14 protein-coding genes are annotated in these 14487 nt (G+C 60.9%); 10 read left to right on the top strand and 4 right to left on the bottom strand.

The features are described 5' to 3' along the window. The first annotated feature begins 47 nt into the window (after positions 1-47). The gene (locus tag GMO_RS00260; protein ID WP_008850211.1) at positions 48-752 is read left to right on the top strand and encodes an RBBP9/YdeN family alpha/beta hydrolase; all 705 of its coding nucleotides are present in this window, start codon (positions 48-50) and stop codon (positions 750-752) included. Here GMO_RS00260 and GMO_RS00255 read toward each other — a convergent pair. Then, positions 731-3118, bottom strand: coding sequence for a heavy metal translocating P-type ATPase (locus tag GMO_RS00255; protein ID WP_008850210.1), 2388 nt, complete (start codon positions 3116-3118; stop codon positions 731-733). The genes GMO_RS00260 and GMO_RS00255 overlap by 22 nt on opposite strands. Positions 3119-3821: 703 nt before the next feature. On the opposite strand from GMO_RS00255, the gene GMO_RS00250 reads away from it, so the two are divergent. From GMO_RS00250 to GMO_RS00235, 4 genes are all read left to right on the top strand, one after another. Next, positions 3822-4250: a hypothetical protein gene (locus GMO_RS00250; protein ID WP_008850207.1), complete on the top strand. Its 429-nt coding sequence runs from the start codon at positions 3822-3824 to the stop codon at positions 4248-4250. A gap of 88 nt (positions 4251-4338) precedes the next feature. After that, complete coding sequence (locus GMO_RS00245) at positions 4339-6156, top strand: copper resistance system multicopper oxidase (protein WP_008850206.1); 1818 nt, start codon at positions 4339-4341, stop codon at positions 6154-6156. After that, on the top strand, positions 6153-6944 hold the full coding sequence (locus GMO_RS00240) for a copper resistance protein B (protein WP_008850205.1): 792 nt from the start codon (positions 6153-6155) through the stop codon (positions 6942-6944). The genes GMO_RS00245 and GMO_RS00240 overlap by 4 nt, the downstream gene beginning before the upstream one ends. Before the next feature lie 62 nt (positions 6945-7006). Beyond that, the gene (locus GMO_RS00235; protein ID WP_040507512.1) at positions 7007-7282 is read left to right on the top strand and encodes a hypothetical protein; all 276 of its coding nucleotides are present in this window, start codon (positions 7007-7009) and stop codon (positions 7280-7282) included. Positions 7283-7298: 16 nt separating this feature from the next. On the opposite strand, the gene GMO_RS00230 is transcribed toward GMO_RS00235, so the two are convergent. Continuing rightward, on the bottom strand, positions 7299-7661 hold the full coding sequence (locus tag GMO_RS00230) for a metal-sensitive transcriptional regulator (protein ID WP_083813572.1): 363 nt from the start codon (positions 7659-7661) through the stop codon (positions 7299-7301). A gap of 270 nt (positions 7662-7931) precedes the next feature. On the opposite strand from GMO_RS00230, the gene GMO_RS00225 reads away from it, so the two are divergent. The 3 genes from GMO_RS00225 to GMO_RS00215 are packed head-to-tail and all read left to right on the top strand — an operon-like array spanning position 7932 to position 10240. Next, positions 7932-8174 carry a FeoA family protein gene (locus GMO_RS00225; RefSeq protein ID WP_008850202.1) on the top strand — a complete coding sequence of 81 codons (243 nt, stop codon included), beginning with the start codon at positions 7932-7934 and terminating at the stop codon, positions 8172-8174. Between the two features lie 3 nt (positions 8175-8177). Further along, positions 8178-10049 (top strand): ferrous iron transporter B, encoded by a 1872-nt coding sequence (gene feoB, locus GMO_RS00220; RefSeq protein WP_008850201.1) that lies wholly within the window; start codon positions 8178-8180, stop codon positions 10047-10049. After that, positions 10046-10240 (top strand): hypothetical protein, encoded by a 195-nt coding sequence (locus GMO_RS00215; RefSeq protein ID WP_008850200.1) that lies wholly within the window; start codon positions 10046-10048, stop codon positions 10238-10240. The genes feoB and GMO_RS00215 overlap by 4 nt, the downstream gene beginning before the upstream one ends. A gap of 18 nt (positions 10241-10258) precedes the next feature. Here the strand turns inward: GMO_RS00215 and GMO_RS00210 are convergent, their stop codons facing one another. After that, positions 10259-10513: a hypothetical protein gene (locus tag GMO_RS00210; protein WP_008850199.1), complete on the bottom strand. Its 255-nt coding sequence runs from the start codon at positions 10511-10513 to the stop codon at positions 10259-10261. Positions 10514-10724: 211 nt separating this feature from the next. On the opposite strand from GMO_RS00210, the gene hpnR reads away from it, so the two are divergent. Both hpnR and GMO_RS00200 read left to right on the top strand, forming a co-directional pair. Next, on the top strand, positions 10725-12272 hold the full coding sequence (gene hpnR / locus GMO_RS00205) for a hopanoid C-3 methylase HpnR (protein WP_008850198.1): 1548 nt from the start codon (positions 10725-10727) through the stop codon (positions 12270-12272). Positions 12273-12444: 172 nt separating this feature from the next. Continuing rightward, complete coding sequence (locus GMO_RS00200; RefSeq protein WP_008850197.1) at positions 12445-13641, top strand: MFS transporter; 1197 nt, start codon at positions 12445-12447, stop codon at positions 13639-13641. Between the two features lie 63 nt (positions 13642-13704). On the opposite strand, the gene GMO_RS00195 is transcribed toward GMO_RS00200, so the two are convergent. Further along, positions 13705-14475 carry a DeoR/GlpR family DNA-binding transcription regulator gene (locus GMO_RS00195; protein WP_008850196.1) on the bottom strand — a complete coding sequence of 257 codons (771 nt, stop codon included), beginning with the start codon at positions 14473-14475 and terminating at the stop codon, positions 13705-13707. Between the last annotated feature and the right edge of the window lie 12 nt (positions 14476-14487).

The raw sequence follows: 14487 nt of genomic DNA, 5'->3' as shown, positions 1-14487 counted from the left end.
AGGGGCATCCGCCCCGCTACAGAGGCATTTCTGTGTGGGATAGCGACATGCTCCTGTTTCCAGACCGTGCCATTTTTCCGGCCATGAAAGATCTGTCCTTCTCTACTGCCCGTAACAGCAGGCAGCAGGACTGTCTCCGGACGCGCCTCGACACACTGCATGCACAGGTGGAGCCGCTTCTTGTCCCGGGGCTGTTCGGCTCGGGGCCCGGGCACTGGCAGTCCCGCTGGGAAGCGACGTACGGTTTCAGGCGCGTTACCCAGAAAAGCTGGGAGCATCCTGTCCCGGAAGACTGGGAGGCGGCCCTGACAGAGGCCATCACCCGCGCAGCTACGGAATCAGGGCGTCGTGTGCTTCTGGTCGCCCATAGTCTGGGCGCTGTCCTTACGGTCCGCTGGCTGAACCGGCACAATGCTGACAGGATTGCCGGGGCGTTTCTCGTCGCTCCCGCCGATATCGAACACGCCGCCAACCCCGCTGCTGCCCGGCTTGCAGCCTTTGCGCCCCTGCCAGAAAATCCGCTGCCGGTTCCCTCCGCTCTCGTGTTCAGCCGGAATGACGAATGGTTGTCCGTTCCCCGTGCGCGCCATCTTGCCCGGAAGTGGCGGAGCGATCTGCGGGATGCCGGTCAGGTCGGTCATATCGGCAGCAGCGACCCGCTGGAAGACTGGACACCCGGCCTGAAGGCCCTGCTCTCCTTCCACAGTCGGCATATCGGCCGCCCGTCCGCTCATCTGCCCCCTTCAGCGTGAACGGGCAGCGGCTTCCAGCGGTTGAGCAGCAGCGAATTGCTGACGACGGACACGGAACTCATTGCCATGGCCGCACCGGCGACAACGGGATTCAGCAGCCCGAACGCCGCCAGCGGCAGCCCCAGAACATTGTAGATGAAGGCGAAAAACAGATTCTGGCGGATCTTGGATAGGGTCGCATGCGACAGGGAAATCGCATCCAGGACGCTCTGAAGTTCGCTTTTCATCAGCACAATGTCGGCCGTATCCAGCGCAACCGCTGAACCAGCGCCAATCGCAAAGCCGACATCCGCCGCCGCCAGGGCGGGGGCATCATTGATTCCGTCGCCCACCATGCCGACAGTCCGGTTTTCGGCGCGATAGCGTGTGACGGCGTCTGCCTTGTCAGCGGGAAGCACCCCGGCCAGATAATCCTGTATTCCAAGACGCCGCGCGATCAGAGCCGCCACGCGCTCGTTGTCTCCTGTCAGCATGATCATACGCACACCCCGCTTCCGGAGCGCCGAAACGGTCGTCAGGGCATCGGGGCGCAGTTCATCGGACAGGGCGATCATCCCCAGAAGGGTCTTGCCCTGCGTTACGGCAATTACCGTATTGCCTTCATGCTCCAGAGCCAGAACCGGCAGTTCGTCCAGTCCGAACCCGGCGTCCTGAATGAATTTCGGAGAACCGAGCCGCACTTCCTCCCCGTCCAGACGGGCCGTCACCCCCTGGCCGGGAAGGGCGGTGAACGCCTGGACCGCCCGGGCGGGGATGCCATGTTCCTGTGCATAGCTCACTACGGCCCGCGCCAGCGGATGTTCGGAGTCCTGCTCGAGCGCGGACGCCACTTCCAGCAGACGGGCCGACGGGACGTTCCGTGCGGGATAGACGGCCGAGACGGAAGGCCGCCCTTCCGTCAGCGTGCCCGTCTTGTCCACGATCAGGGTCGTGATCTTTTCCGCCCGCTCCAATGCGTCGGCGTTGCGAAAGAGAATGCCCGCCTGCGCGCCGCGACCGGTCCCGACCATGATGGCCGTTGGCGTGGCAAGACCAAGTGAGCAGGGACAGGCGATGACCAGAACGGACACGGCGGAGACAAGGCTCCACGTCGCCGATCCCGTGATCGCCCATCCCAGCACGAAGGTCAGCGCCGCAATCCCCACCACCACAGGCACGAACACGCCGGACACCTTGTCCGCCAGACGCTGGACATTCGCCTTGGAGCCTTGCGCCTGCTCCACCATGCGTACGATATGCGCCAGTGCCGTATCCGCGCCGACCCCGGTGACCTGTATCCGCAGGACGCCATTGGCATTGACCGTGCCGCCGAAGACATCTGCCCCCACGCCTTTGAGAACCGGAACGCTTTCGCCCGTCAGCATGGCTTCGCTGATTTCGGATTCACCGTCCACGATCCGGCCATCCACCGGCACGCTTTCACCCGGGCGGACGACAAGGATGTCCCCGACCAGAACATCCGCCACGGGCAGATCCCTAGCCGTTCCGTTGCGCTCCACATGCGCCATCTGCGGCTGAAGCGCCAGCAGTCGTTCCAGTCCTGCGCCGGTGCGGTTTTTTGCCCGGGCCTCCATCAGCCTGCCCAGACCGATCAGGGTGATAATTGCGGCGCTGGCTTCAAAATAGAGAGGCTGATTCAGGTCGAAGAGCAGCACAACCGTACTGAACAGCCACGCAATAGAGGTCCCCAGTACGACCAGGACGTCCATGTTCGCGCCCCCGCCACGGAGGGCGTTCCAGGCGCCCCGGTACAGATGTGCCCCACCCACCACCTGCACCAGCGTCGCGGAGACGAACTGCAGCCAGCGGGGGATGATGTCCATCTGCCCGAAAGCCATTCCGAACATTTCCACGAAGAGAGGGGCGGCGAGCACGGCAGTCAGGATGAAACGGTTGCGCTCATGCTGCCAGAGCGCGTCTCGGCGCGCCTGTGGGTTGTCCTGCGCGTCCTCGTCCAGCCGGGTCGCGCCGTACCCTGCTTTTCCGATCTTCGCGATCAGGTCACTGACACTGACGACACCGGACGTGTAGCGCACCTGCGCCTGTTCCGTCGCGAGATTGACGCTTGCTTCCACCGAGGGCAGACGGTTCAACACCTTCTCGATCCGTGCCGCACAGGCCGCGCAGCTCATGCCAGTCAGGGACAGCCGGACCGTCTGTTCCTCCACGGAAAAGCCCGCTTTCCGGATCGCGCCGATGACATCGCTGAGAGAGGTTTTCTTCCCGTCCAGCGAGACCTGCGCACGTTCGGTAGCGAAATTGACATTTGCCTGTACGCCCGGCTTCCGGTTCAGAACCTTTTCGATCCGCGCCGCACAGGCCGCGCAGCTCATGCCTTCGATGGGAAGGCTGACTGTTTCTGTCATTCCAGACATCCTTTGCGACGGGGATTGGGGGGAAAAGATAACGGGAACACCATACCCCTGTTTTCAGAGCCGTCTGTGACCCCCAGCTTCCTCTCCACCGGTTCCATCTGATGGCGCTGTCCGGCGTCATGATAACGGATTTAGTAAATCTGCATCCGGACAGGTGGCTTGTCCGTTTTTGGCCCGATACCCGGCGCATTTTCCTGCAAACCGGATGTCATATGTCTATCCTGCCTGCAAACGGAGCGGACGGCGACGCCTGGAGGGGATCGAATTCCGTTTCCTCCACAATCTTCCTCAGTGTGCTCCGGGTCGCAGAGGGCTGTGATCTGCCCGCTTTGCAGAACACCCGTTACGTCAGAAAGCTGCTGGACTCTTCCAGTGTCTCCCGCAAGTGATCTGTTGCCTTCGCGGGGTATTTCCCCGACAGTCAGGTGGGGCAGCGCCCGGTCCATGGTCTCCTGTGCCTTCATGAATATCCTGAGCGGGCATTTCTCAGGTCATGATATGATCTGACATCTCATCATTTTCATAAGCGTCCTGATTCCGTATATTCCCGGCTTTTCCGAAGCATTAAAAATGATGACATATCACGGGATAATGACCTTGCGTCCCGCTCCGGAACAGAACCCTGACATAAGATTTCACCTTCCTTTATACACCCCCCCCGGGTATAAAATCGTCTTGTAAAACAGAAAGAGGCATGAACAACATGCCCGACCGCAACAACCGGGAAGCCAAGATGCGCAGGATGCATGTCCGGATATGGATCGGCCTCGTGGCCTGCCTGCTGATGCAGGTGGGGCTGCTTGCAACCGCTCTTCCGGTTCAGGCAGCCTCGATGCAATCTTCCGCCATGCGGCACATGACGCACTGCTCGTCCCGGCCTGTCGCCATGCCATCCTGTTCTTCCCATGCGATGGTCATGACACCGCGGCATGCCTCTTCCCATGGTGGGAGCTGCTGCCACGTCCGTGTCTCCTGCGGAGAGCCGCTCCTGACACTGACCGAGACAGAAGCCGTTCCGGACCCGCTCTGGAGAGCGCATATTCTCGTGCAGGTCATACCGCCGCCTTTGCACGGAACCGACCGGATTCCGGCCTCCCCGCCGCCAAAACCGCTGACCGTCTGAGATCCTTTCAGGGTCGCAGTCTGACCGCGCCTGCATTCCCTCTGCCGGGAATGCGGATTTCACGGCCTGCTTTACGGTTTTTCAGCATATGTCGATCTTTCCTTCCCTGAAGGGTGGCCTGACACGCCGTCGCTTCGTCACGGGGCTTGGGGCTGGCGTCGGCGCAGGGTTCCTGCCCCGGTCCGGTCATGCCATCACGCACGCCTCCACCGGCGTTCCACCCGCCGGGCCATCCGCGCGGTGGGACCTGCGCGTTGGAGCGCGCCACATCACGCTGGATGGCAAATCCATGCATGCGCCCTGTATTGGCGGCACGGTGCCGGGTCCCATCCTGAGATGGCGGCAGGGAGACACCGTCACACTCAATGTCACCAATGCGCTGGATGAGGACACATCCATCCATTGGCATGGCATCCGCGTCCCGGCCGATATGGATGGCGTGCCGGGCCTCAGTTTCCGGGGCATCAGGCCCGGCGAAACCTTTCCCTACCGATTCCGGATCCATCAGAGCGGCACCTACTGGTATCACAGCCATTCCGGAATGCAGGAAGCGACGGGCCTTTATGGCGCTATCATTATCGACCCGCGCCGCCCAGACCCGAATGCCTGTGACCGGGATTACGTCATCTTCCTGGGGGAATGGACCGATGTCATGCCTCATGACATCGCCAGCAACCTCAAGATGCAGGATGACTATTATACATTCCGCCAGCGCACGGCGGCCTCCTTCCCGAAAGAGGCGCATGCGGCCGGGAGCGCCATAGCGGCCCTGAAAGACCGTCTGGCCTGGTCGCGCATGAACATGGCCGCCACGGACATTTCGGACGTCTCGGGCGTGATCTACACCTATACCCTGAACGGCCATGCCCCGGACATGGACTGGAGCGGCCTTTTCCATCCCGGCGAGCGGGTACGCCTGCGCTTCATCAACGGCGCCACCATGACGTTCTTCGATATCCGCATTCCCGGCCTTGAAATGCTGGTGGTGCAGGCCGACGGCAATGACGTGGAGCCCGTTCCGGTTGATGAATTCCGCATTGGCGTAGCGGAAACCTATGACGTCATCGTGCAGCCGAAGGAAGACCGCGCCTATGCGATCTTCGCCCAGAGCGAGGATCGGACCGGTTATGCACGTGGCACCCTTACCGCCCGCCCCGGCCTGAGCGCGCCTGTCCCGCCGATGGACCCGCGCCCCATGCGCAGCATGGTCGACATGGGAATGGGCAATATGAAGCCCGGCGAAAGCATGAAGGGCATGGATATGTCCGACATGCACGCAACAGACCACGGAATGGACGACATGCCGGGCATGGACATGTCACGGATGGACCACATGAAAGGCATGGACATGCACCACATGGGTTCCATGCCCATGCCGGCACTGGAAGTGGATGATCCGGGCCCTCCTCCTCTGAATGTGGAAAACCAGAACATTGCCACGATGCCGGTCGACCGCACGGGCAGCCCCGGTGATGGCCTTGAGCGCAACGGACGGTGCGTTCTGAACTACCGGCAGTTGCGTGCCACACGACCCGGCGCAGACCGCCGACCGCCGACGCGCGAGATCATCCTGCATCTGACAGGGAACATGGAGCGCTATATCTGGGGCTTCAATGGACGGAAATTCTCGGAATCCGGACCGATCCGCCTGAAACTGGGAGAGCGTGTCCGCTTCACCCTCATCAATGACACCATGATGGAACATCCGATCCATCTCCATGGCCTGTGGAGCGAACTGGAAAACGGACAGGACGATTACCGCCCTTACAAACACACCATCATTTCCCAGCCCGGCTCGAAGCTGCATTACCTCGTGACGGCCGATACGCCCGGAATGTGGGCGTTTCACTGCCACCTTCTCTATCACATGGACACGGGCATGTTCCGGACTGTGGTAGTGGCATGAGACAGCGCCTGTCCCTGTCCATCGCAGCCGCCGGGACGCTGCTGGCTCTGCTTTCCGGACCGGCTTTTGCCACCGATGGTACGGTCTATCATGCTGCGGATGCCGCCGTGCCGGGGGCGGTGACGCATCTCAACGGCATGTCTCCCATCATGATGGATCAGGCCACGTGGTTTCATGGCATTCTTGACGAGTTCGAAGGCCGCTATGCCCCCGGCAATTCGGATTTCCGCTGGGACGGGGAAGCCTGGTTTGGCGGAGATTACAACAGGGTTTGGCTCAAGACCGAAGGCACTCTGGAAAAAAGCCGTCTGCATGATGGCGACCATGAACTGCTCTATGACCGGGCCATTTCACGCTACTGGAACCTTCAGGGCGGTGTCAGGCTGGATCTCGATGATGGGCCGACACGCACCTGGGGGGCTTTTGGCGTGCAGGGGCTGGCGCTGTACCAGTTCGAGTTCCAGGCGACCGGCTATGTCAGTGACCGCGGGCGTTTCGCCGCACGTGTTGAAGGGTCCTACGATTTCCTTCTGACGAACCGCCTGATCCTTCAGCCGCAGGCCGAGTTCAATCTTTACACCAAATCCGATGCCGGACGGCAGGTCGGCGCCGGGCTGTCGGATGTCGATGCCGGATTAAGGCTGCGTTACGAGCTTTGGCGCAAGTTCGCGCCTTACGTGGCCGTCACCTATTCCGGCTATCTCACACAGGCGCGCCGCATCATCCATGACCAGCACGATGACACCGGCTCTGTCCGCTTCAGCTTCGGCATCAGGAGCTGGTTCTGATGTCACTGCCCCGCGGCTTTAATACCCTCATTCCCATTATTTCCAGAAGAACGGGATCACCTATGAGCGGACTCCTTTTGGCCCTTGTTGCGGCCGCGACATTCAGCGCTGCACAGGCGGCCCCGTCAAAAACCGCGCCGCCCCCTGCTCAGGGCAACAGTCCGCTGGCAGGGCTGAGCATGGATCAGCAGATGGAGCTCTGTGACAGGCTTCAGACGATGCAAAAACAGATGCATTCCCTGACACCGCAGATGAAGCAGCAGCTTCAGGCCTGCCGGGTCATGACAATGGGCGACACCCGCTCCGACATGGCGCCGGACGCCACGCTCGACCGTTAAAGCCAGCGGGAAGCGGTCAGCGCATCATCCGGCGCACGACCTGCATCAGTTCATCGATCGCTTCCCCGCCACCATCATCCTGCACGGCCTTGCGGACGCATCCGTTGGCATGAGTGGTCAGGATCTGGATCGCTACCCCGTCCAGTGCGGATTTTATGGCGGAAATCTGGGTCAGGATATCCACGCAGTATCGGTCATCCTCAATCATGTTGAGGACACCCCCCATCTGTCCCTCAATGCGTCGCATACGGTTCATGAGCGCTTTTTTCCGGGGTTGCTCGACGCGTCTTGTGTCCAGAACCAATCCGGTTTCGGTCTCATCCTTACAGGATTCACAGGATTCCCTGCGGTCACCGGATGGTCGGGATGCCAAAGTCATGCGCGTGATCCCTTCATTGCTGGAGTGCTCTTACTATCATTCTCATCTTCGTTTAACCATTCACGTCACGCCCCGGCATCGGTTCCAGACTAAGGGAACCGTTTCTTCCACAGTTCCGGAAAAGGCCCCGAATGGCATGGAACGGGGGTTCGGCCCAACATGTCCTGCAATTAATTCTCAGTTCCCCTTTCCCGTGGAAACGGATGGGCCTATCTAGGAAAAAGCCGGAAGACAGGACTCTTCCCCGCAGAAATCTGAGGTACGGAACTGATGTTGTATCTGGATACCCTTCCCAAGGGAGGGCACGCCGTCATCGAGCGGATCGAACAGCGCGCCACGCTTGATCCGATCGCTACCCGACTGGGGGAGCTGGGATTTGTGCCCGGGGAGGAAGTACAGGTCGTCGCCACGGGTCCGATGGGCGGAGATCCCATCGCGGTCCGGCTCGGGACATCACGCTTCGCACTGCGCAAGGGGGAAGCGGCCCGCATCGGTCTGCGCACCAGCTTCTGACGCATGGCTTCACTATCGTCCGGGGGAGAAACAGCGGCCCTCGCCCTGCGCATCGCGCTTGTCGGCAATCCGAACTGTGGCAAGACCTCCCTCTTCAACCAGCTCACCGGCAGCCGCCAGAAGGTCGCCAACTACGCGGGCGTGACGGTTGAGCGCAAGGAAGGCTTCTTCAACACTCCCTCCGGCCGCGCGGTCCGTGTCCTCGATCTGCCGGGCGCCTACAGTCTGGCCGCGACCAGCCCGGATGAAGACGTTACACGCGACGTCTGCCTTGGACGGCACCCGACGGAGCCCCGGCCCGAACTGCTGATCGCGGTCATCGCCGCCACGAATCTGCGTTTGCATCTGCGTTTCCTGCTGGAACTGAAACAGCTTGGCGTTCCGGTCATCGTGGCCCTGAACATGATGGACGAAGCCCGACGGGAAGGCCTGCAGATCGACATTCCCGGTCTTCAGGCTGCTGTCGGCATGCCCATCGTCCCGATCGTCAGCCTGCACCGGCAGGGTGTTACGGGGCTGCTGGATGCTCTCGACCGCCCTATCCCGTCCGTTCCCCATCCTCTGCCTGAGGGTACGGACCTGCATGCCGAAGTCCGGCGCACCCTTGCCGCCAACGTCACGGAACGCGCCCAGGGCGGCGACCGGCTGACGGACCGGCTGGACCGCGTCTTCCTGCATCCCGTCTGGGGACCAGCCATCCTGCTGGTCGTTCTGTTCGTCATGTTCCAGACGGTCTTCGCCTGGGCGCAGCCGATCATGGACGCGCTGGACAGCGGCATCTCCACCTTCGGGCAGGTCGTTCTCAAGCCGCTCCCTGACGGGGTGCTGCACAGCCTGCTGGCGGATGGCGTTATCGCCGGCGCGGGAACGGTCATCGTCTTCCTGCCCCAGATCCTGATCCTGTTCCTCTGGATTCTTGCGCTGGAGGAATCCGGTTACCTGCCCCGCGCAGCCTTCCTGCTGGACAGGCTGATGGCGCTGGCGGGACTGAGCGGGCGTTCCTTCATTCCGCTTCTCTCCAGCTTCGCCTGCGCCATCCCGGGCATTATGGCCGCCCGCACCATCCAGAACCCCCGCGACCGGCTGGTGACGATCCTGATCGCCCCGCTCATGACCTGCTCGGCCCGGCTGCCGGTCTATACGCTGCTGATCGGAGCCTTTGTTCCGCATCGCAGGGTTTTCGGCTTTCTGGGGCTTCAGGGGCTGGTGCTGTTCGGGCTTTACGCCGTGGCCATCATCAGTGGCGTCATCGCGGCACGGATCATGACGCGGGGCGTCAAGTCCGAGGAACACCCGCTCCTGCTGGAACTGCCGCCCTATCGGCGGCCCAACCTGCGCAGTCTTGCGCTTGGCCTGTGGCAGCGGGCGACGATGTTCCTCTCCCGCGTGGGGACAATCATCGTTTCACTGAACGTCCTGCTCTGGGCGTTGTCCAGCTTTCCCCTGCCCCCTGCGGGCGCGAAAGGGGCGGCCATCGATTACAGTCTGGCGGGACGTATCGGCCATCTGATGGAGCCGGTCTTCGCACCGATCGGCTTCAACTGGCAGATCTGCGTCTCCCTCATCCCCGGTCTGGCCGCGCGCGAGGTGGCCGTCAGCGCGCTGGCGACCGTCTATGCCATCGGCGCCACGGACGATGGCGCAGCAGAAAAGCTCCTGCCCCTGCTGTCCACGCAGTGGAGCATGGCGACGGCCTTTTCCCTGCTGGCCTGGTATGTCTACGCGCCCCAGTGCATTTCCACGCTGGCTGTCATGCGGCGCGAGACCCGGTCGATGAAAGTCGTTCTGGGCGCGGCGGCCTATCTGTTCGGGCTGGCCTATATCGCAGCCTTCATCACCTATCATGTCACACGTGCCCTGACGGGAGGTTCATGATGATCGAATTTGCAGTTGTTGCCCTGATTGTATGTCTTGCCGGTCTTTACTGGTACGCACGCCTGTTCCCTTCCGGCTGGAGAAAGCTGCGCGCGAGCGTCGGGCTTCCAGCCGTCTCCACCGTGCCTGCGAAAGGAAAAGGATGCGGCGGGTGCAGCGGCTGTGGCAGCAGCAATAAAAGCTGCCACTGAGAGCCATGCGGCCTCATATTACACCATCAGGACAGAATTATTCGGGAAATAAAGGGCTTCTTTCTTCTGAAAGACGGAAGGATGTTTTCCTGAAAGCCCTTTGTCCTGCGGGACAGGGAACAGAAGGTCTGCTTTCCGCAACACCCGATATGGCTCCTGCAAGCGAGTCGGAATACCGGCAGGGTTCATCCCGGAACTTGGGAAAATACGAATAATCACGATATTGTGACTGAAGATGTCAAATTTCCTGATATTCCTGTCCGTCGCCTTCATGCGCGGTCTGCCCGGGTCTGTAGCGGTCAGCCTTCCGCCTAGGTCACGTCATGTTTCCTCCCGGACGCGACCCGGCTATTGACCTCGCAAAGCCCCGGCATGACATCTCCGTGCAACATTACGAGACTATTGTCCCGGCCGGTCGCTGTCGTCGTTCATGGTAACGATGGTCACAGGCCGGTCGTGACCCAGAGATACAGGGAATGACTTCATGAAAGTTCTGGCCGTCCACCCCAGCGCCCTGATGTACACGAAAGTCTTCCTGCGGCTCGAGCCGCTCGGGCTTGAACTGGTTGCCGGGGCTGCGCGCAATGACGGGCATGAGGTCCAGATCATCGACCTCCAGGTCGAGACCCACAAGGATTACTGGGAACGGCTGGCAGCGTTCAAACCGCAAGCCGTCTGCTTTTCGGGCAGCTATCTTGCGAACATCCCGGAGATCATCGATCTCTGCAAGGAAACCAAGCAGCGTCTGCCCGGGACCTATATCTTTGTTGGTGGTCACTCCGTCTCGTTCATTGCTCGGGACGTACTGCAACTGGCGGATGGCGCCATCGACTGCATTCTGAAAGGTGAGGGAGATGCTACGGTTGGTCTCCTTCTCGATGCGGTCGAGAACGGCAAGGACATTCTGAAAGTCCCGGGCGTCGTGACGCTGGACGGCGAAGGTGCTCCGCCGATCTTCGTCAAGAGCCTCAACACGATCCGCCCTGCCCGCGACCTCCTGCGCCATCGCAACAAGTACTTCATTGGCACGCTCGATCCCGCCGCCTCGATCGAATTTGCACGCGGCTGCCCTTGGGACTGTACCTTCTGCAGCGCCTGGACGTTCTATGGCCGGTCCTATCGCACGGCTGATCCCAAGGTGATCGCCGACGAGCTGGAGGAGATCAAGGAGCCCGGTATCTTCATCGTCGATGACGTCGCTTTCGTGCATCAGGAGCACGGAATGGCCATCGCCGATGAAATCAAGAAGCGCGGCATCAAGAAGGAATACTATCTTGAGACGCGGGCGGACGTTCTGCTGCGCAACAAGGAAGTCTTCAAGGTCTGGAGCGAAATCGGGCTGAGCTATATCTTCATCGGACTGGAAGCGGTCGATGAAGAAGGCCTCAAGCAGTTCCGCAAACGCGTCTCGCTCGATGCCAATTTCGAGGCGCTGGAATACGCGCGCTCCCTTGGACTGATCGTGGCCATCAACATCATCGCTGATCCTGACTGGACTCGTGAGCGTTTCGAGGCTGTTCGCCAGTGGTGCCTCGAGATCCCGGAAATCGTGAACATCTCGGTCACGACGCCCTATCCCGGAACGGAAATCTGGCATCGTGAGGCGCGGCGCCTGACCACGCGGGACTATCGCCTGTTCGACATCCAGCACGCTGTTCTTCCCACACGCCTGCCCCTGCCGGAATTCTACAAGGAGCTGGTCAAGACGCAGCAGGTCCTGAACACCAAGCACATGGGCTGGGAAGCGCTGAAAGACACGGCTGGCATCGCCGCCAACCTGCTCTCCAAGGGGCAGACGAATTTCGTGAAAATGCTCTGGAAGTTCAATTCTGTCTTCAATCCAGCACTGCAGCTTGCGGATCACATGCGCAAGCCGCGTTATGAAATGCCCATCCAGCCGGAGGTCGTGGACAAGATCGACCGCAAGGCCCTGTATGTCCACGGTCCGGGCGGACGCAAGACCCGCGCCCTTGATGACGCCACGGAAGGCTTCGTGGACAAGACCCGCATGGGTGCCGAAACCGCCGTCTGACCGGCAGGCGTATCGTCCGTCCGGACGCCCGTACCGGAAGCATGGCTTTCTGGTGCGGGCGTCCTGTCTGCTCCGGAAAGTGTTCCATACGGGAAAATACGCAATGGTACTTCCCGGAAAAAGACGTCAGAAGTAAGGGAACCATCCAGCTCCTTTACCGCTCAGGCCCAGTATGTTCTTCCGAACCCTTCCTTCTTCTACCGTTATTGGGCTCTGCGCCCTTTTCGCCTGTACATTCACTGCCCTGACCAGTGAAGTTGCACCGGTTGGACTTCTGATCGACATGGCACAGACCTTCCATATTCCGGAAGGAGAAGCCGGGCTGTCAGTCAGCGCCTTTGCGTTGATGGTTGCTCTGGGGGCCGTCCCCCTCACGATCTTGACCAGTCCGATCGACCGCAAACGCCTGATGCTGGTTTCCTTGGGCGGTTATGTCCTGTCCAATCTTGTTGTCGGGCTGGCTCCCAGCTTTTTTATCCTGTGCTGCGGACGGGCCATCGGTGGGATCGCGCATGCCCTGCTGATGTCCATTGTCTCCGCTTACAGTGCACGTCTCGTCCCGCCCCGCATGACGGGCCGCGCCATTTCCTTCGTCTATGGTGGTACGTCCCTAGGGGCCGTTCTGGGCGTGCCCGGCGCGGCAGCGGTGGGACATTTCGCGAGCTGGAGGGTCGCGATGCTCGTCATCACGGGCCTCAGCGTCATTCTGACATTATGTATCGCCTTCTTTCTGCCCCCGGTCTCCACGGCCAATGACGCGGCTGTCAGACTCCCATCCGTCGGGTCTGGCAGGGCGATGCGGGCTTTCCTTGCTGTCGTTCTAGTCAATGTGCTGTTTTTCATCGCGCATAACCTGGCCTACACCTTTGTTGCGCCACTCCTGCTGAAACACGGGATCCACGAAAACCAGCTGAGCCTTGCACTTCTCGTGACCGGCGCGGTCAGCATTATGGGTCTGTGGGGGGCTGCCCAGTTCGTGGACCGCTCCCCGGCAGCAGGCATATTCGCGGGCGGCATGCTCATGCTGATCGGGCTGAGCATGATGCTCGGCCATCTGGTGTCCGGCTGGATCACGGTCGCCTTCGTATCGCTCTGGAGCATCGGCTATTCCGCCATTATTCCGTTCCTCATGTCCGGTGCCATCCGTGCCCGCGCCACACGGTCCGATGTCGCGGGCGCGGCCATCAACGGCGCCAGCAATGTCGGCATTCTGCTGGGTTCCGCAGTTGGTGGAGTGCTGCTGACGCATTTCGGCTTCAACGTGCTTATCCCCGTTGCCGTCATCGTCGCCATCATTGCCATTGTGGTCAGCGTGACGAACCCGGATGCTTTCCCGCGCCACCTTTCAGAGTCAGACGAGGCATCCTGACTCTCCTGCGCTCTGCAGGCTGAATGAAAAACGGATGTGACGGGTCCGTGCGTTTCCGTTTTTTCAGGGTTTCCGGGTCAGGAAAAGCTGGTGCCCACGTTCGCGAAGAGACCGGCCGACGTCCTCTTCCAGTTCGTGATCGGTGAAAATCCGTGAGATCTGATCAAGCCGACCGACACGGAACGTCGAATGCCGTCCGAATTTCGAACTGTCGGCCAGCAGCAGACAGTCGTCCGTGCGGCGCATCATCACGGCATTGAGGCTGGCTTCTCCGCTGTCCGGGGTGGAAATCGTGTCATCTGGCTGTACGGCGCTCGCCCCCAGGAATACCTGATCGAACCACAGCCCCTCGATGGCCTGTTCCGCCAGCAATCCGACAAGACAGCGGTTGAAGTGGCGGACCCGGCCACCCAGCAGGTTGACGTCCACACCGTCAGTACCACTCAGCGTATCTGCCACGGTCATGTTATTGGTGAAAACGGTTAGCGGCATCGGATCCAGTCTCAACCGACGGGCGAGTTGCAGAACGGTCGTCCCGGCATCGAGAAAAACCGCTGAACCACGGCGGATATGCGGGAAAACCAGATCCGCGATGGCGCGCTTGTTGTCCAGTTGCTGGTGTTCCCGCGCTTCGAAGGCGACTTCCCGTTCCACGGCGTCCGCGAGGGCCGCTCCGCCATGGGTCCGGACGATCACCCCTTGCTCTTCCAGCCGCTGAAGGTCACGACGGACCGTCGCAAGGGACGCCTCCATCTGCTCCGCCAGTTCATGCACGCCCGTCATGCCGTTGAAATAAAGATAGCGACGGATCCGCGTCAGACGATCCCCTGCCACGACATTTCCCCT

It is taken from the genome of Gluconobacter morbifer G707 (assembly GCF_000234355.1).
Taxonomy (GTDB): domain Bacteria; phylum Pseudomonadota; class Alphaproteobacteria; order Acetobacterales; family Acetobacteraceae; genus Gluconobacter; species Gluconobacter morbifer.
The sequence above is the reverse complement of the archived record's forward strand: the minus strand, read 5'-3'. Positions and strand labels throughout refer to the sequence as shown.

Excerpts from the sequence above, each read along its gene's own strand:
- GMO_RS00260 (WP_008850211.1), top strand. The coding sequence starts at position 48 with ATGCTCCTGTTTCCAGACCGTGCCATTTTTCCGGCCATGAAAGATCTG.
- GMO_RS00255 (WP_008850210.1), bottom strand. The coding sequence starts at position 3,118 with ATGACAGAAACAGTCAGCCTTCCCATCGAAGGCATGAGCTGCGCGGCC.
- GMO_RS00250 (WP_008850207.1), top strand. The coding sequence starts at position 3,822 with ATGAACAACATGCCCGACCGCAACAACCGGGAAGCCAAGATGCGCAGG.
- GMO_RS00245 (WP_008850206.1), top strand. The coding sequence starts at position 4,339 with ATGTCGATCTTTCCTTCCCTGAAGGGTGGCCTGACACGCCGTCGCTTC.
- GMO_RS00240 (WP_008850205.1), top strand. The coding sequence starts at position 6,153 with ATGAGACAGCGCCTGTCCCTGTCCATCGCAGCCGCCGGGACGCTGCTG.
- GMO_RS00235 (WP_040507512.1), top strand. The coding sequence starts at position 7,007 with ATGAGCGGACTCCTTTTGGCCCTTGTTGCGGCCGCGACATTCAGCGCT.
- GMO_RS00230 (WP_083813572.1), bottom strand. The coding sequence starts at position 7,661 with ATGACTTTGGCATCCCGACCATCCGGTGACCGCAGGGAATCCTGTGAA.
- GMO_RS00225 (WP_008850202.1), top strand. The coding sequence starts at position 7,932 with ATGTTGTATCTGGATACCCTTCCCAAGGGAGGGCACGCCGTCATCGAG.
- feoB (WP_008850201.1), top strand. The coding sequence starts at position 8,178 with ATGGCTTCACTATCGTCCGGGGGAGAAACAGCGGCCCTCGCCCTGCGC.
- GMO_RS00215 (WP_008850200.1), top strand. The coding sequence starts at position 10,046 with ATGATGATCGAATTTGCAGTTGTTGCCCTGATTGTATGTCTTGCCGGT.
- GMO_RS00210 (WP_008850199.1), bottom strand. The coding sequence starts at position 10,513 with ATGAAGGCGACGGACAGGAATATCAGGAAATTTGACATCTTCAGTCAC.
- hpnR (WP_008850198.1), top strand. The coding sequence starts at position 10,725 with ATGAAAGTTCTGGCCGTCCACCCCAGCGCCCTGATGTACACGAAAGTC.
- GMO_RS00200 (WP_008850197.1), top strand. The coding sequence starts at position 12,445 with ATGTTCTTCCGAACCCTTCCTTCTTCTACCGTTATTGGGCTCTGCGCC.